Genomic DNA, 14,979 nt, shown 5'->3' on the forward strand with positions numbered 1-14,979 from the left:
ATAAACGGGTAGGAGACAACCTTTAAACGGCTTACTCAAAGGGTGGTCATACTCCATGACGTACAGGCAGGACCGCATTCTGGTTCAGGAACATCTGGCGCACGAGCAGGAGGCGCCAACACTGAGTCGGGCCGAGGCGGAGGAACTGCGCACTGCGATCCGGCGTGAGCTTGAGGCGCAGGATGCGGTCCTGGTGGCCCATTATTACACCGATCCCCTGATCCAGTCTCTGGCCGAGGAAACTGGTGGCTGTGTCGCGGATTCGCTGGAAATGGCCCGTTTTGGCAACGAGCATCCGGCCTCGACGCTGGTGGTTGCGGGTGTTCGCTTCATGGGTGAAACCGCCAAGATCCTGAACCCGGAGAAGCGGGTGCTGATGCCGACGCTTGAGGCAACCTGCTCACTGGATATCGGCTGCCCCGCTGATGAATTCGCGGCCTTCTGTGACCAGCATCCGGAACGGACCGTGGTGGTTTATGCCAACACCTCGGCGGCGGTCAAGGCACGCGCGGACTGGGTGGTAACCTCCAGCTGCGCGGAGGCCATTATTGACTATCTGGACTCCAGGGGTGAAACCATCCTGTGGGCCCCGGACAAACACCTCGGGGCCTACATCCAGCGCTCAACCCAGGCGGATATGCTGCTCTGGGATGGCTCCTGCATCGTGCATGAGGAGTTCAAGGGGCAGGGCGTCGAGGATCTTAAGGCAACCATGCCCGGCGCTGTGGTCCTGGCGCATCCGGAATCGCCGGCGGCGGTGGTTGAGCAGGCGGATGTCGTGGGGTCCACATCCCGGTTGATTGAAGCGGTGCGGACGATGGATGCGCAGGACTTCATCGTGGCCACTGACAGCGGCATCTTCCACAAGATGCACGAAATGGCGCCGGACAAGAACCTCATCGAAGCACCCACCGCGGGGCAGGACGCAACCTGCCGCAGCTGTGCCCACTGCCCCTGGATGGCGATGAACGGACTGGACAACGTGCTGCGTGTGCTGCGCGAACAGGATGAGGAGATCCATGTGGATGCCGCTACGCGCGAGAAGGCGCTCATCCCGCTGCAGCGTATGCTGGACTTTACGGCTGCCCGCCAGCTCAAGGTGGCCGGTAACGCCTGAGGATTGCCTTAGCGCTGGCGGTTGGCGCTGACCTGGCGGTTGGCCTCCTCCAGCCGGTCCCGGAGCAGCGTCTTGCGGGTGTGGTTGGCGGGCGCCCGTTCCAGTGCCTGACGGAATTGGCGCACGGCTGCCTCCGCGTCCCCCAGGAGCAGTAACCGTTCGCCCCGCGCACGATGAACCTCGATCAGGTTACCCGCCCGCCCGGCGGCATCGGAAAGGTCACTCCAGAGCGTCGCGTCCCCTCCGTAATCCCGCGTCAGTTTCTCGTAAAGTCGGGCTGCGGCTTCCGGCTGGTTCAATTCCATGCGGGTATCTGCCAGGGTCCGGCTCAGGGTCAGGTTGCCGGGGTGGCGCTGGAGGTGGCGTTCCAGCAGTTCCGCGGCCTCTTCGGCCTGGTCATCGCCGCGCAGGGCTCTCGCAAGCTCTGCAACAAGGAAGATGTCGCCCTCGTAGTCGTCCAGCAGCTTCCTGAGGTGGGGGATTGCCTCGCCGGCCCGGTCAGCGGCAATCAACGCGGCGGCCAGCCCATGGCGTGCCGCATCCGCCTCAAGCCCGCTTTGTTCCTCCTGTTTTTCCCGGAAGCGTGATATGAACGTTTCCGGATCCTCGCCGTGGTGCAGCCGGACGCGGTTGCGTACCAGGTGGTAGGCGAGCCGTTCGTCGTACCGTTCCTTATTCCGGAATTCGGAAACCCTTGCCCGCGTATCCGCAACCCGGGATTCGGTCAGCGGGTGGGTTGAGAGGTATTCCGGTGGGCGGTTGCCCTGCAGCCGGGCCTGACTCAGCATGCGCTCGAACATGGCCGGCATGCCCGCCGGGTCGTAGCCGGCCCGGGCCATGATCTCGATGCCGAGACGATCGGCTTCCTGCTCATGGGCACGGCTGTGCCGTAGCATCTGGTCAATGGCCAGTGCCTGGGTGCCGGCGATGGCGGCAATGCCGGCTTCCGAGCCGGTTGCGGCGGTGAGGATGAGCCCGGCCAGCATGCCGGCGATGGTCAGGGGCGTGCTGCGTTCCTGTTGTTCCAGGCGGCGGGCGTAATGGCGCTGGCTGAGGTGGGCGATCTCGTGGGCTACCACCCCCGCGAATTCATGTTCGGTTTCGGCGGTGCGGAGCAGGCCGGTGTGGATCCCGATGATGTTGCCGGGGACCGCGAAGGCATTGAGTGACGGTTCGTTAATGATCAGGGGTGTAATGTCCCTGTCCTGCAGCGGGGCATGGGGGATCATCCGGTGCAGGGTGTCCTCGAAGTACTCCCTGAGCATGGGGTCCGAAACCAGGGGGGCATTGCGGCGCAGCTGGGTGAGCACCCGCTGCCCTATGGCCCGCTCCTGCTGGCCGGCGATCAGTCCGCCGCTGCCGATCGCCGGTAGTCTGTTCTCCTCGGCCGGTATCGCCGGCAGGGCAGTCAGGCAGAGGATCAGGAAAAAGACAATGGCGCGTCGCATAGTTTAACAATGCCAGATCCAGGGGGGCGGGTACAGGCGGTGGTCTTCCGGTTTTACACGCCATCCATGCTAGGATATCGAGCCAGCGTCAAACCGAACGGAACCAGCCCATGAGCGACAGCGTGGACCAGCATCTTGATGCCAGCGGTCTGCAGTGCCCAATGCCTCTGCTCAAGACCAAGCTCTGTCTCAATGGCATGAGCCGCGGTCAATGCCTACGTGTTGTCGCCACGGATCCTGGGTCGGCGCGGGATATTCCCGCCTTTCTCTCGCTGTCGAACCATCAGCTGGAGCAGCAGGAGGAGGCTGAAGGTCGCTGGGTCTTCCTTATCCGATGCGGCGGGGCCAGCCCTGGAGGGCAGACCTGATGCTCCGCATGTTCCGTGAATTCACCGCCCGTTACTTTTCCAATGAAGAAGCCGTCATCATTGTTCTGCTACTGGCGGCGTCCTTCCTGGTGATGGCCCTTCTTGGGCGGGTTCTGGCGCCCTTCATCGCCGGCATCATCATCGCCTACATCCTGCAGGGGCTGGTGGCCAAGCTCTGTCGCCTGGGAGTACCGCACCTTCTGTCAGTGACCCTGGTGTTCGTGTTCTTCATAGGGCTTTTCATTGCTTTCATCCTGGGTCTTCTGCCGCTGGTCTGGGGGCAGGTGTCGGGGCTGGCAGCGGAGCTGCCCAGAATGATGCGGGCGGCCCAGCAGTACATCGAGACCCTGCCGCAGGAATACCCGCAGCTTGTCTCAATGGAAGAGGTGAACACGCTGTTCCGGCAGGTGACAACGGAAATGGGCCAGATTACGCAGTGGCTTGTGTCGCTCTCGCTGGAGAGCATTCCAGGGCTCATCACACTGCTGGTCTATCTGGTGCTGGTGCCGATACTGGTGTTCTTCTTCCTCAAGGACCGGCGCCTGATTCTGGAGCGGCTTGGCAGCTTCCTGCCCCAGCAGCGGCCAATGATGGACCGCATCTGGCATGAGGTGAACATGCAGTTTGCCAATTTCGTCCGGGGAAAGGCCATTGAGATACTGATTGTCGGCGGTGTCACTTACTTCGCGCTCAAGATGATCGGGTTGGAATACGCCGCCCTGCTGAGTCTGCTGGTTGGGTTCTCGGTGGTCATCCCGTATGTGGGGGCGGCGGTGGTGACGATTCCCATTGCCATGGTGGGACTGTTCCAGTTCGGGTGGAGCGAGGAGTTCTTCTGGCTCATGCTGGTCTACCTGATCATCCAGGCGCTCGATGGCAATGTGCTGGTACCGCTGCTTTTCTCCGAAGTGGTGGACCTGCACCCGGTGACCATCATGCTCGCGGTTCTGGTGTTTGGTGGCATCTGGGGCATGTGGGGAGTGTTCTTCGCCATCCCTCTGGCGATTGTGCTCAATGCCATCATGAAAGCCTGGCCGGTCCAGGAGAGCCCCGGGACAACAGAAGCCTGATGGGCCAGCGCGGCTCTTGTCTCGCCCTGATGCCGCGATTACCATTGCCCTTTTAACCGGATCGGAGCGGATATGATCACTGGGAGTCTGGTTGCACTGGTAACCCCGATGGGCGCCGAAGGGCGTATCGATTGGGAATGCCTGGATAAACTGGTGGACTATCACGTCGAGGCGGGTACAAGTGCCATCGTGGCTGTGGGGACGACCGGTGAGTCTTCAACACTGGATCCGGACGAACACATCAATGTGATCCGCCGGGTGGTGAATCACGCCAATGGCCGCATTCCGGTCATTGCTGGTACGGGGGGCAACTCGACCCACGAGGCGGTGGACCTCACCCGTGAAGCGGCGGAAATCGGTGTGGATGCCTGCCTTCTGGTGGTGCCGTACTACAACAAGCCCACCCAGGAGGGGCTCTACCAGCACTTCCGTACCGTGGCCGAGGCGGTGGACGTCAACCAGATCCTCTACAACGTGCCCGGCCGTACCTCCTGCGACATGCTGAATGAGACCACGAATCGGCTGGCCGACATCCCGAACATTGTCGGCATCAAGGATGCCACCGGTAACGTCAGCCGGGGCGAGGAGCTGGTGCGCATGGTGGGTGACCGGATCGCGGTCTATTCCGGCGATGATGGAACCTCACTGGAGCTTATGCTGCGCGGTGGCAGCGGCAATGTTTCGGTGACGGCCAATGTCGCGCCGAAACTGATGGCACAGACCTGTGCCGCTGCGGTAAGCGGCGATGAGACGGAAGCCCGCCGGCTGGATGAGATCCTGACCCCGTTGAACCGCAAGCTGTTCCTGGAGGCCAACCCGATTCCGGTGAAGTGGGCCATGTGCGAGATGGGGCTGATCGGGCCGGGCATCCGCCTGCCCCTGACGCCGTTGAGCGAGGAATACCACGAGGATGTGCGCGAAGCACTCAGGGCTTCAGGATGCCTCTGAATCAGACCAACCGCCGACTGCGCCTGACAGCTGCCATCGCCGTTCTGCCCCTGGCGGGTGGTTGCGGCCTGTTCCCGGACCGCTCCCTGGACTACCGTGAGGAGCCGCTGGGCGAGCCACTTGAGGTGCCCGATGGACTTTCCAGGGAGTCTTTCGAGAGTGAATACGTGATCCCGGAGGTGCGCGGTGACGCTACCGTGGAGCAGGACGGGGAGTTTGAGATTCCGCGTCCGCCAGACCTGACCGGCCAGATCATGGAAAACAACTATCAGGTTTCCCGCTCAGGGGATCTGAGTTGGTTGATCATCAACGATGTTCCGGGTCGCGTCTGGCCCGCGATTTCGGATTTCCTGAATGACCGCGGGGCTGAAGTGGCCTTTGGCGATCCGCGCGCGGGTGTGCAGCAGACCGGTGTTCTCAACCGCTCGGCCCGGGCACGTGAGTGGATCGGGATTGGGGGTGAACAGGAACGCCCTCTGGTCCTGCAGGTGCGGGTTGCGCATGGTGTTCAGAGCCGCAGCACGGAAGTCCAGGCACGGCTTCGAGCTGTGGAAAGCAGCCCCGGGGAGCGTCTTGAGTGGCGTGAAGACGTTGAATACGCCGGACGTGAACAGAGGGTGCTCAAGGACCTGGCGGATTACCTGGAAGCCAATGCGGATACGAAGACCTATTCCCGGGTGGCGCTGGATCTGCCCCGTGACGAACGCGTAAGCCGTGAACGTGAAGGCGGCGAGACACAGTCACTGGAGCTGGATCTGGCCTTTGATCGCAGCTGGGCAGAGGTGGACCAGGTTCTGGACAGCATGGAACTGGCCGTGGTGGACCGTAACCGCAGTGACGGCGTCTGGTATCTGGACCTGCGCACTGAGGAACAGCGCAGCCGCGGTTGGTGGCTCTGGCGCTATCAGGCAGAGGCCGAAATCAATGCGGAGCTGCGGCTGCAGCAGAGTACCGGGGGCTACCGGCTCAGCCTTGAGCCCCGTGAGCCCCTGGAACAGACGGGTCGGCCCGCCGAGGTTCTGGACAGCCTGTACGAAAGCCTGCGCTGAGCGGGCTGCCCTGTCAGCCCGTTAGGCCTGCCTGGAGGCCGACGATTGCAAGACCGGCCACCAATGACAGGCCCATGGGCAGGGCCACTCGGGTGCCCAGGGCTGCCGGGCCGATTACGCCCGCCATTCCGGACTTCACGATATTGTTTACCGCTGAGGCCAGGACGATCCCGATGACGGCGGTCTCCGTGGTGATCGCCGATTGGGACATGCGCGTCAGCGACAGGGTTATGGCATCCACATCGGCAATGCCCGAGACGGCGGCCAGCGCATAGACCCCCGCATCACCGAACCATTCTTTCAGCCACTGGCCCACCAGCAGGATCAGCGTCAGCAGGATGCCGAACAGCAGCGCTGGTTTGAGATCCAGGGGGTTACGGTTGAGGATGGGCTGGTCCACATTCAGTACAGCCCGATTGCGGTACCAGATAAGACCGGCTGGAACATAGAGCAGAAGGGCCATTGCGAGAACGGGCTGAACCAGGCTCGGTAGCAGCGCTGGGTTGATAACGGCGCAGTAAACCAGAATCCGCGGGAACATGGTGCCGCAGGCAATCAGGATACCGGCCGCCAACTGTGGCGAAAGTGCCTGTGCGTCCCGCGCCTGGCGGGCAAAATGAAGCGTCAGGGCCGTTGATGAACTCAGGCCCGCGAAAAGGCTGGTGAACAGAATCCCCTTACCGGTCCCGGCCACCCGGATGGCGAAATAGCCCACGAAGAAGATGCTGGCAATCATCACCACCAGCCACCAGATCTCGTAGGGATTGAGCACGCCGCCCGGGCCGAAGCCCTCGTTGGGCAGCAGCGGCAGCATCACCACCGAAATCAGCAGCAGCTTGAGTCCGGCATCCAGCTCACCGGCCTGGAGCTTGCCCAGAAGGCCGTGAATTTCCGCTTTATTGTCCAGGATGAGTGTTGTGACTACCGCTGCCCCAGCTGCCAGTGCAACATCTAGACTGACGGCCATGACCCCAAAGCTGAATGTCAGCATCAGGCCGATGGCGCCTGTAATGCTGTAATCGCCGCTGCGCGGCGCCCGTACCCAGTAGGCCAGCAGGTTCAGGGCCACCAGCCCCAGGAATACCGAGGGCAGCAGCCAGGGCGAGACCTCCCGGGCAAGCAGCGCCGTGATGCCGCCGAGCAGGCCGGTCAGTGCATGGGTGCGGATGCCCGCGATGCGCTGGCCGGGATCCCGGTCGCGGGCCTGCCAGCCGCGCTGTAGCCCCACCAGCATGCCCAGAATCAGTGCCACTCCCAGGTGGAGGGCATCAAGATTGGCCGTGATAAACTCGTTGAACAGTGACTGCATGCCGGTCCTCCCTGCACGCAGAGTATAGGGGTCTGAGGAGTGGCGCGCATTGAGCAATCATGGCGTCGACTGGCGCTGATCGGCTATCATTCGCGCGTTCAGGGCCGGGTATCGGCCCCGCAACCGCAATCTGGGAGAGCGTGATGGAAAAAGGCAGCGAGCTCTACGCTGGCAAGGCGAAATCCGTATACCGGACGGACGATCCGGAGCGTTTCGTATTGGCATTCCGGGATGATACGTCCGCCTTTGACGGTGAAAAGGTCGCCCAGCTTGATCGCAAGGGGCGGGTCAACAACCTGTTCAACGCCTTCATCATGCAGAAGCTGGAAGAAGCGGGTGTTCCCACCCATTTCGAGCTTGTTCTGGCGCCCAATGAATCACTGGTGCGCAACCTTGAGATGCTGCCGGTGGAATGCGTGGTGCGTAATTACGCGGCGGGCAGCTTGTGCCGGCGCCTGGGGGTCCAGGAAGGCCAGGAGCTGCTGCCGCCCACCTTCGAGCTTTTTCTCAAGGACGACGCCCTTCACGACCCCATGATCAACGAGTCCCTCGCCGAGACCTTTGGCTGGGCCAGGGCGGAGGAACTCACGGAGATGAAGGAACGCACCTATGAGGTGAACCGTGTGCTCAAGCAGCTGTTCCTGGACGCGGGTATGCTGCTGGTGGATTACAAGTTGGAGTTCGGCCGTGCGGGCGGGCGCCTGGTGCTGGGCGACGAGTTCAGCCCTGACGGCTGCCGCATCTGGGACGCAGAGACCCGCCGCAAGATGGACAAGGACCGCTTCCGCCAGGATCTTGGTGATGTCATCGAAACCTATGAGGAAGTGGGTCGGCGCCTGGGCATCGACTTTGAAAGTGTGTGAATTCAGGTCGATACTGGGTGGGACTTTCTTCAAACGCCGACAGCAAGAGGATTCCGCAATGAAGACAACAACAAGAGCCACTATCGGTGCCCTGCTGATGACCAGTGCCGGCGCCGCCAATGCCGTGGTGCCGCTGGTCGACGTGGACGTGACTGCTGGTTACTGGAACGCGGATGCGTCCGGGACCATCCAGTCTGGCAGCGATCCGTTCGATGTGGAGAATGATCTCGGTTACGACAGCGAGGGGCACAACAGCTTCTCCATCCGTTTTGCCCATCCGGTTCCGGTGATTCCGAACCTGCGGCTGCGGTATAACGATATAGAGCACAAGGGAACGGGTACCGTTCTCGCCAAGGAGTTTGAGGGCACCACCTACAGCGGTGAAGTCAATAGCCGGGCTGACCTGACGCACTATGATTACACCGCCTTCTATACCGCGCCGATCCCTGTTGTGACGCTGGATCTTGGTCTGAATGTGAAGCATTTCGATGGTGAAGTGTTCATCAACGAGCAGGTAAGCGGTAACAGTGAAACGGTCGAGGTCGATGAATTCCTCCCCATGGGCCACGTCCGCGCGGATGTGGACCTGCCGCTGACCGGCCTCGGTGCGGGCGCGGAATTGAACTACATCTCCTATGACGGCGATTCGGCCACCGATGTGGAAGGTTACATCAGTTACAATGCCGATCCGGTCTACATTCAGGGTGGCTATCGCCAGTTTGATGTGGACGTGGACGCCTCCGGCGATCTCAACGTGGACACCGAGCTGAGCGGGCCCTTTGTGCGCCTCGGCGTCGGCTTTTAATCAGGGAGAACGGACTTGCGGATACTGGTAACGGGAACGGCCGGGTTCATCGGCTCACATGTGGCCCATCGCCTGCTGGATCGCGGCGATGAGGTCATCGGCGTGGACAACGTCAACGACTACTACGACGTGTCCCTCAAGGAAGCCCGGCTGGCGCGGCTGACGCCCCGTGAAGGGTTTACGGAGGTGCGGCTGGACATCGCGGACCGCGAAGGCATGGCCCGGGTGTTCAGTGAGTACCAGCCGCAACGGGTGGTGCACCTTGCCGCCCAGGCCGGTGTCCGCTATTCCATCGAGAATCCCAACGCCTACGTGGACGCCAACCTGGTGGGCCACATGAACATTCTGGAAGGCTGCCGCCACAACGGTGTGGAGCATCTGGTGTACGCCTCCAGCAGTTCCGTCTACGGGGCGAACGAGAGCATGCCGTTCTCGGTCCACGACAACGTGGATCATCCGCTCAGTCTCTATGCGGCCTCCAAGAAGGCCAACGAGCTGATGTCGCACACCTACAGTCATCTCTACCGGCTGCCCACCACCGGCCTGCGGTTCTTCACCGTCTACGGGCCCTGGGGCCGGCCGGACATGGCGCTGTTCATTTTCACGAAGCGGATCCTGAACGGTGAACCCATCGACGTGTTCAACCATGGTCATCACCAGCGGGATTTCACCTACATCGATGACATCGTAGAGGGCGTGATTCGAACACTGGACCACGTGGCCACCCCGAACCCGGAATGGAGTGGGGCGGACCCGGATTCAGGCACCAGCAACGCGCCCTACCGGCTCTACAATATCGGCAGCAACAACCCGGTGGAGCTTTCCCGGTTCATCGAGGTGCTGGAAGAGTGCCTGGGGCGCAAGGCGGAAAAGAACTACCTGCCGATGCAGCCCGGAGACGTGCCCGCCACCTATGCCGATGTCCAGGATCTGATCAATGACGTCGGCTATCAGCCGGAGACCCCTGTGGAAACCGGTATCCGCAACTTCGTGGACTGGTACCGGGACTTCTACCAGGTCTGAACCACTCAGTAGCCGGTGACCCAGCCCAGCACCGGCGCTGCCACCACCCATACCCAGAGCGCAATCAGCAGCAGTGTGATGCCACTGAGCCACGCGCCCGCGTACGCCATCTGGCCGACGCTGATGCGTTCGCTGCTGAAGATGATGGCATTCGGCGGCGTGGCGACCGGCAGCATGAAGGCGCAGGAGGCGGCCATGGCCACCGGCACCGTCAGGTGGATCAGCGACAGGTCCTGAGCCAGTGCGAAGGAGGCCGTAAGGGGCAGCATGGTCGCGGCCGTGGCCGTATTGCTGGTGACATGGCTCAGCGTCATGATCAGTGCCGCCACGGCGAGCATCAGCAACAGCAGCGGCCAGTTCGCCATGAATGAGAGCAGCTCCGCGGCGGCGGCTGCGAGGCCACTGGATTCAATCGCCGAGCCCAGCGCAAGACCACCCCCCACCAGAATCAGTACGCCCCACGGCAGGTTGCGGGCCTGCTCCCAGCTCAAGAGAAAGCTCGGGCGGCGCCAGTCGGAAGGAATGACAAACAGCAGCAGGGCACCGGTGATGGCGATGCCGGCATCGGTGAGCTGCAGTGACTCGAACAGGGTCTCGATCAACGGCCTGGTCAGCCAGGCCACCGCTACCAGCAGGAAAACCATGCCCACCATGGCCTGGGGCACGGTGAGTGGGCCAAGGTTCTCGCGTTCGCGGGCCAGCAGCGTCTCCAACCCTTCAATCGGCATATGGCCAGGGTCGTAGAGCCGGCGGGTCAGCAGCCACCAGGCGGTACCCAGAAGCATGAGCGCCAGTGGCAGGGCAACCGCCATCCAGGAAAGGAAGGTGATGTCCAACCCATGGCTGTCCCGCAGGTAGCCGGCCAGAAGGGCATTGGGCGGGGTGCCGATCAACGTGGCCATACCGCCGATGTTGGCGCCCATGGCAATGCCCAGGAGCAGCGCCACATTCAGGTTCTGGTGGTTGTGTTCGCGGTCGCTCTCTTCCACCAGCGTCAGCACGGAAAGGCCGATGGGCAGCATCAGCGCCGCCGTTGCGGTGTTGCTGACCCACATGCTCAGCAGGGCGGTGGCGGCCATGAAGCCGCCCACCACCCGATCCGGCCGGGTACCGGAGAGACTGAGCACCAGTAGCGCCAGACGACGGTGCAGGTTCCAGCGCTGGATGCCCTCGGCCAGCAGGAAGCCGCCCAGGAAGAGGAAGATCAGCGGGTTGGCATAGGGGGCCGCGGCCTCATCGATGGGCGCAACATTCATCAGCGGAATCAGTGCCACGGGCAGCAGCGCCGTTACCGCGATGGGCAGCGCCTCGGTGACCCACCAGGTCGCCATCAGGAGGGTGAGGGCGAGAATGCGCCAGCTCTCCGGTGTCATGGACTCCGGTGCACCGCCAAACAGCATACCTGCAAACACCAGTGGACCGAGGATAAAGCCCAGCTGGACCCGCCATCGGCTTAGCCTTGCCATGAGGGTGGGCTCAGTAGAGGTGAGGGCGGAGACGGAATGGGTGAGCCAGCGTTTCATTGCGCCATTGAAACCCATGAAGAATCCGGATGCCAGCAAAAAACAGCTGATGGTTGACCGACCCGGGGTGGATCGCTATATTACGCACCCATCGCGCACAGCAGGACCGTAGCTCAGTTGGTTAGAGCGCTGCCTTGACATGGCAGAGGTCGGCGGTTCGAATCCGCCCGGTCCTACCATTTTATTTCCCTCGATTTTTACCCCTTCTCAGAAGCCCTTTCGTAATCCCGTGCGGTAGAATTGCGGGAAAACGAATCGGAGATACAATACCGCTGTAACCCTTTCGGAACTGGTGTTCAGTCAGGCAGCGCCAATCCGTTCACTCAACAGAGAGATCTTCAGGAATGCCGTCACTCCAGGATCAACTGCTGAAACAGGGACTGGCCGATGAGAAACAGGCCAAGGCTGTTAAAAACGAAAAGAAACAGCAGCAGAAGCAGCGCAAGCAGCAGCCCAAGGGGACGCAATCGGTCAACGAAACCCGTGAGCGGGCCCGGCAGGCACGGGAAGAGCAGGCTGCCAGGGATCGGGAACTGAACCGCCAGCGCGAGGAGGAAGCGCAACGGCGGGCGGTACAGGCGCAGATCCGCGAGCTGGTGGAATCCAACCGCCTGAGCCGGAAAGACGGCGAGACCCCTTACCAGTTCGTGCACAACAGCAAGATCAAGAGGTTGTATGTGGACGAACAGACCGTGGATGCCCTGGCCCGGGGGCAGTTGGCGGTCGTCTGCCTTGAAAACACCTACGATGTGGTTCCGGAAGGCATCGCCCGCAAGATCCAGGAGCGTGACGAGTCAGTGGTCGTCGTCCTCCATGAGCGTTCTAAAGCTAAAGAGGACGATGACGAGGAAGATCCCTACGCGGGGTTCGAGATCCCCGATGACCTGATGTGGTAGTTCTCACGCCTGACTGCAAGGCGCGCCCGGGACGTTACTTGCTTTCGTTCAGACTCTCGTCCCGCCGCTCCGTTGTAGCGGCTTCACGTGTTATCCAGTCCACGAAATCACGAACAGCAGGCCGGGGGTTCTCCCGATAGAACAGCCAGTATCCACGTTCCGTGTTGACCGGGTTATCAAACAGGGTAACCAGAGCTCCTATGGAGAGTTCCCGGTCGATAAGCAGAGGCGGGCAAAGGGCGACGCCCTGACCGGAAACCGCGGCTGCACTGAGAAGGTTGAAGTCCTGGAACACCACGCCGTCCTCCAGTCCCTGCGGGTTGAGCCCGTGTTCCCTGAACCACTGATACCAGGGATCCAGAAACTCATCATGGAGGATTTCCATTCGCGTCAGGGTTCTGGGTTCAATCGGGCCGGGGAAATGCTGCAGGTAGAGCGGGCTTGCCACTGGCCAGGTGGCGCCGGAAAACAGGCAGACTTTCTGCTGATCGGTCGTGGGAACGCCGTCGTGCCAGGTGATCTTGATATCAGCGTCCGTAGGGATTCCGGGATCCAGAACGCCCGTGTAGCGGAAGTCGATCCGGTAATCCGGGAACTGCTCCCTGAAGCCGGCCAGTCTTGGAATGAGCCAGCGCACAGCCACTGAAGGGAGGCAGTTGATGTGCAGAACCTCCCGTTTCTGGTGGGTCACTGTCTCCTCAAGCGCTTTATCGATTTCAGAAAAACCTACCTCCAATCCTTTCGCCAGCTGTTGCCCAACGGCCGTCAACTGCAGGTTTCTTCCGGATCGGGTCGTGAGGGTCACGCCAAGACTCGATTCCAGCTGTCTGAGCTGGTGGCTGACGGCGGACTGGGTCTTGTGAAGCGCCTCGGCGGCACCGCCGAGGCCGCCATGGCGGGCAACTTCCAGGAACGTCTGCAGTGATGTCAGAGAGGGGCGAGCCATATCTGAATTGAATTCAAGTGAATGGGGAATAATCGTCAATTTATTTGAGTTTAATGTCAAACTAGAGTCCGGGTGTAGGCATAGCGTCGGCGACTCGCGGCGGAATCCCTCGACAACAAGCACAACAAGCGCTTGAGGAGGCACCATGAGTACACCTGTCCTCGTTTCATTCGGACTCTATCTTCTGCTGATGTTGATCATCGGCATCTATTTCTACCGCACCACCACTGATCTCTCAGACTACATACTGGGCGGCCGTAATCTTCCCTCGGGCGTTGCTGCGCTCAGTGCCGGGGCATCAGACCTCAGTGGCTGGGCCCTTATGGGGCTGCCCGGAGCGGTATTCTCCGGCGGGCTCTCAGAGGCCTGGATTGCGGTCTGGACGCTCGTTGGCGTCTACTTCAACTGGAAGGTTATTGCCGAACGTCTGAGGGTGTTCACCGAAGCGGCAGGCAATGCGCTGACCGTTCCGGACTACCTTGAAGCACGCTTTATGGATAGCCAGCGGATTCTGCGAACGGCCTCGTCCGCAGTGATGCTTCTGTTCTTCACTTTCTATGTCTCCGCCGGCCTCGTAGGCAGCGCCGTCCTCTTCGAAGGCGTGTTCGATGTCAACTACAGCCTGGCGCTTTGGGTGAGTGCCATCGTCATCGTGAGCTACACATTCCTGGGCGGATTCCTGGCGGCCTCATGGTCTGACCTTATCCAGGGGGTGATGATGGCGGCTGCGCTGGCCAGTGCGGCACTGATGACCTGGTTCCTGCTCTCCGGTGACAGTGCACCCGCTGTTGCCGGCAGTGGTGATCTGGCTCCACTGGGCGGCTTCATGGAAGGGATGACGGTGGTCGGCATGCTCTCCGTTGCCGGGTGGGCGATTGGCTACTGCGGCCAGCCCCATGTTGTGGTGCGGTTCATGGCGGTGCGCCACCGTGAAGCGGTCAAGGTCTCGCGCCGCATTGCCATGGTCTGGTCCTCGATCACGATGATCTCCGCAGTGGCTGTTGGTGCGCTGGGTTACTACTGGTTCGGGGGAGAACTTGAAAACAGCGAGCGGGTTTTCATTGAACTCGTTAACGTGATGTTCCATCCCTGGGTTGCCGGGTTCGTACTGGCTGGGGTACTGGCGGCGATCATGAGCACCATCGACTCCCAGCTCCTGGTCTGCTCCAGTGCCATCTCCGAGGACATCTACCGAGGCTTCATCAAGCCCGATGCCAGCCAGAGTGAACTGGTTTGGCTGAGCCGGGGCAGTGTCGTCGCCATAGCGCTTATAGCCGCCGTTCTGGGCATGGATCAGGACAGCACCATTCTGGATCTGGTCGCCTACGCCTGGGGAGGCTTCGGAGCCGCATTCGGACCGGTGATCCTGCTGTCGCTGTTCTGGGCCAACATGAGCCGCAATGGCGCCATTGCGGGTCTGATTACAGGTGCCGTGACCGTTGCCGTCTGGCGGCCGCTGAGTGGCGGGCCCGCGGGCATCTTTGACATGTTTGAAGTGGTGCCCGGCTTCTTCCTGTCACTGCTGGCCATTGTTCTGGTGAGCAGCCTGGGAGACAGTCAGCGTGAGCGTTCCAGGTTCGGTGAGCTCATGGATGTCTGGGATAGGCCCTGAGC

The 14,979-nt window shown here is 61.5% G+C and carries 14 protein-coding genes and 1 tRNA gene; 11 read left to right on the forward strand and 4 right to left on the reverse strand.

The window, feature by feature from the left end:
• The first annotated feature begins 55 nt into the window (after positions 1-55).
• Complete coding sequence (nadA, locus tag H4I92_RS12440) at positions 56-1,117, forward strand: quinolinate synthase NadA (protein ID WP_077530899.1); 1,062 nt, start codon at positions 56-58, stop codon at positions 1,115-1,117.
• 8 nt (positions 1,118-1,125) lie between these two features.
• On the opposite strand, the gene H4I92_RS12445 is transcribed toward nadA, so the two are convergent.
• Positions 1,126-2,565 (reverse strand): M48 family metalloprotease, encoded by a 1,440-nt coding sequence (locus tag H4I92_RS12445; RefSeq protein ID WP_077530900.1) that lies wholly within the window; start codon positions 2,563-2,565, stop codon positions 1,126-1,128.
• Positions 2,566-2,675: 110 nt separating this feature from the next.
• Here H4I92_RS12445 and H4I92_RS12450 point away from each other — a divergent pair, with 110 nt between their 5' ends.
• The 4 genes from H4I92_RS12450 to bamC all read left to right on the forward strand — a co-directional run bounded on the left by H4I92_RS12450 (position 2,676) and on the right by bamC (position 6,000).
• Positions 2,676-2,933: a sulfurtransferase TusA family protein gene (locus tag H4I92_RS12450; protein ID WP_077530901.1), complete on the forward strand. Its 258-nt coding sequence runs from the start codon at positions 2,676-2,678 to the stop codon at positions 2,931-2,933.
• Positions 2,933-4,003, forward strand: a complete 1,071-nt coding sequence (locus H4I92_RS12455; protein WP_077530902.1) for an AI-2E family transporter — start codon at positions 2,933-2,935, stop codon at positions 4,001-4,003. Before H4I92_RS12450 ends, H4I92_RS12455 begins: the two co-directional genes overlap by 1 nt.
• Before the next feature lie 72 nt (positions 4,004-4,075).
• The gene (gene dapA / locus H4I92_RS12460) at positions 4,076-4,951 is read left to right on the forward strand and encodes a 4-hydroxy-tetrahydrodipicolinate synthase (protein ID WP_077530903.1); all 876 of its coding nucleotides are present in this window, start codon (positions 4,076-4,078) and stop codon (positions 4,949-4,951) included.
• On the forward strand, positions 4,942-6,000 hold the full coding sequence (gene bamC, locus H4I92_RS12465) for an outer membrane protein assembly factor BamC (RefSeq protein ID WP_077530904.1): 1,059 nt from the start codon (positions 4,942-4,944) through the stop codon (positions 5,998-6,000). Before dapA ends, bamC begins: the two co-directional genes overlap by 10 nt.
• Positions 6,001-6,013: 13 nt before the next feature.
• Here bamC and H4I92_RS12470 read toward each other — a convergent pair whose 3' ends face one another.
• Complete coding sequence (locus H4I92_RS12470; RefSeq protein WP_077530905.1) at positions 6,014-7,309, reverse strand: MgtC/SapB family protein; 1,296 nt, start codon at positions 7,307-7,309, stop codon at positions 6,014-6,016.
• A 143-nt stretch (positions 7,310-7,452) separates the two neighbouring features.
• On the opposite strand from H4I92_RS12470, the gene purC reads away from it, so the two are divergent.
• From purC to H4I92_RS12485, 3 genes are read left to right on the forward strand one after another with little or no spacing between them, the layout of a single operon-like run.
• On the forward strand, positions 7,453-8,172 hold the full coding sequence (gene purC, locus H4I92_RS12475) for a phosphoribosylaminoimidazolesuccinocarboxamide synthase (RefSeq protein ID WP_077530906.1): 720 nt from the start codon (positions 7,453-7,455) through the stop codon (positions 8,170-8,172).
• 58 nt (positions 8,173-8,230) lie between these two features.
• Entirely contained in the window at positions 8,231-8,977 is a 747-nt protein-coding gene (locus tag H4I92_RS12480; RefSeq protein ID WP_179105703.1) for a TIGR04219 family outer membrane beta-barrel protein, read from the forward strand.
• Between the two features lie 15 nt (positions 8,978-8,992).
• Positions 8,993-10,000, forward strand: coding sequence for an NAD-dependent epimerase (locus H4I92_RS12485; RefSeq protein WP_077530908.1), 1,008 nt, complete (start codon positions 8,993-8,995; stop codon positions 9,998-10,000).
• A 5-nt stretch (positions 10,001-10,005) separates the two neighbouring features.
• Here the strand turns inward: H4I92_RS12485 and H4I92_RS12490 are convergent, their stop codons facing one another.
• On the reverse strand, positions 10,006-11,523 hold the full coding sequence (locus H4I92_RS12490) for an SLC13 family permease (protein ID WP_077531755.1): 1,518 nt from the start codon (positions 11,521-11,523) through the stop codon (positions 10,006-10,008).
• Positions 11,524-11,625: 102 nt separating this feature from the next.
• Between H4I92_RS12490 and H4I92_RS12495 the strand changes: the two genes are divergently transcribed.
• Both H4I92_RS12495 and H4I92_RS12500 read left to right on the forward strand, forming a co-directional pair.
• Positions 11,626-11,702: transfer RNA gene (locus tag H4I92_RS12495), tRNA-Val, on the forward strand.
• A 165-nt stretch (positions 11,703-11,867) separates the two neighbouring features.
• Positions 11,868-12,419, forward strand: coding sequence for a DUF2058 domain-containing protein (locus H4I92_RS12500; protein WP_077530909.1), 552 nt, complete (start codon positions 11,868-11,870; stop codon positions 12,417-12,419).
• A 34-nt stretch (positions 12,420-12,453) separates the two neighbouring features.
• Here the strand turns inward: H4I92_RS12500 and H4I92_RS12505 are convergent, their stop codons facing one another.
• Positions 12,454-13,365 (reverse strand): LysR substrate-binding domain-containing protein, encoded by a 912-nt coding sequence (locus H4I92_RS12505; protein WP_179105704.1) that lies wholly within the window; start codon positions 13,363-13,365, stop codon positions 12,454-12,456.
• A gap of 145 nt (positions 13,366-13,510) precedes the next feature.
• Between H4I92_RS12505 and putP the strand changes: the two genes are divergently transcribed.
• Complete coding sequence (gene putP, locus H4I92_RS12510) at positions 13,511-14,977, forward strand: sodium/proline symporter PutP (protein ID WP_077530911.1); 1,467 nt, start codon at positions 13,511-13,513, stop codon at positions 14,975-14,977.
• Positions 14,978-14,979 lie beyond the last annotated feature (2 nt).

Source organism: Vreelandella halophila, assembly GCF_019903425.1.
GTDB lineage: Bacteria > Pseudomonadota > Gammaproteobacteria > Pseudomonadales > Oleiphilaceae > Halospina > Halospina halophila.

Excerpts from the sequence above, each read along its gene's own strand:
- nadA (WP_077530899.1), top strand. The coding sequence starts at position 56 with ATGACGTACAGGCAGGACCGCATTCTGGTTCAGGAACATCTGGCGCAC.
- H4I92_RS12445 (WP_077530900.1), bottom strand. The coding sequence starts at position 2,565 with ATGCGACGCGCCATTGTCTTTTTCCTGATCCTCTGCCTGACTGCCCTG.
- H4I92_RS12450 (WP_077530901.1), top strand. The coding sequence starts at position 2,676 with ATGAGCGACAGCGTGGACCAGCATCTTGATGCCAGCGGTCTGCAGTGC.
- H4I92_RS12455 (WP_077530902.1), top strand. The coding sequence starts at position 2,933 with ATGCTCCGCATGTTCCGTGAATTCACCGCCCGTTACTTTTCCAATGAA.
- dapA (WP_077530903.1), top strand. The coding sequence starts at position 4,076 with ATGATCACTGGGAGTCTGGTTGCACTGGTAACCCCGATGGGCGCCGAA.
- bamC (WP_077530904.1), top strand. The coding sequence starts at position 4,942 with ATGCCTCTGAATCAGACCAACCGCCGACTGCGCCTGACAGCTGCCATC.
- H4I92_RS12470 (WP_077530905.1), bottom strand. The coding sequence starts at position 7,309 with ATGCAGTCACTGTTCAACGAGTTTATCACGGCCAATCTTGATGCCCTC.
- purC (WP_077530906.1), top strand. The coding sequence starts at position 7,453 with ATGGAAAAAGGCAGCGAGCTCTACGCTGGCAAGGCGAAATCCGTATAC.
- H4I92_RS12480 (WP_179105703.1), top strand. The coding sequence starts at position 8,231 with ATGAAGACAACAACAAGAGCCACTATCGGTGCCCTGCTGATGACCAGT.
- H4I92_RS12490 (WP_077531755.1), bottom strand. The coding sequence starts at position 11,523 with ATGAAACGCTGGCTCACCCATTCCGTCTCCGCCCTCACCTCTACTGAG.
- H4I92_RS12500 (WP_077530909.1), top strand. The coding sequence starts at position 11,868 with ATGCCGTCACTCCAGGATCAACTGCTGAAACAGGGACTGGCCGATGAG.
- H4I92_RS12505 (WP_179105704.1), bottom strand. The coding sequence starts at position 13,365 with ATGGCTCGCCCCTCTCTGACATCACTGCAGACGTTCCTGGAAGTTGCC.
- putP (WP_077530911.1), top strand. The coding sequence starts at position 13,511 with ATGAGTACACCTGTCCTCGTTTCATTCGGACTCTATCTTCTGCTGATG.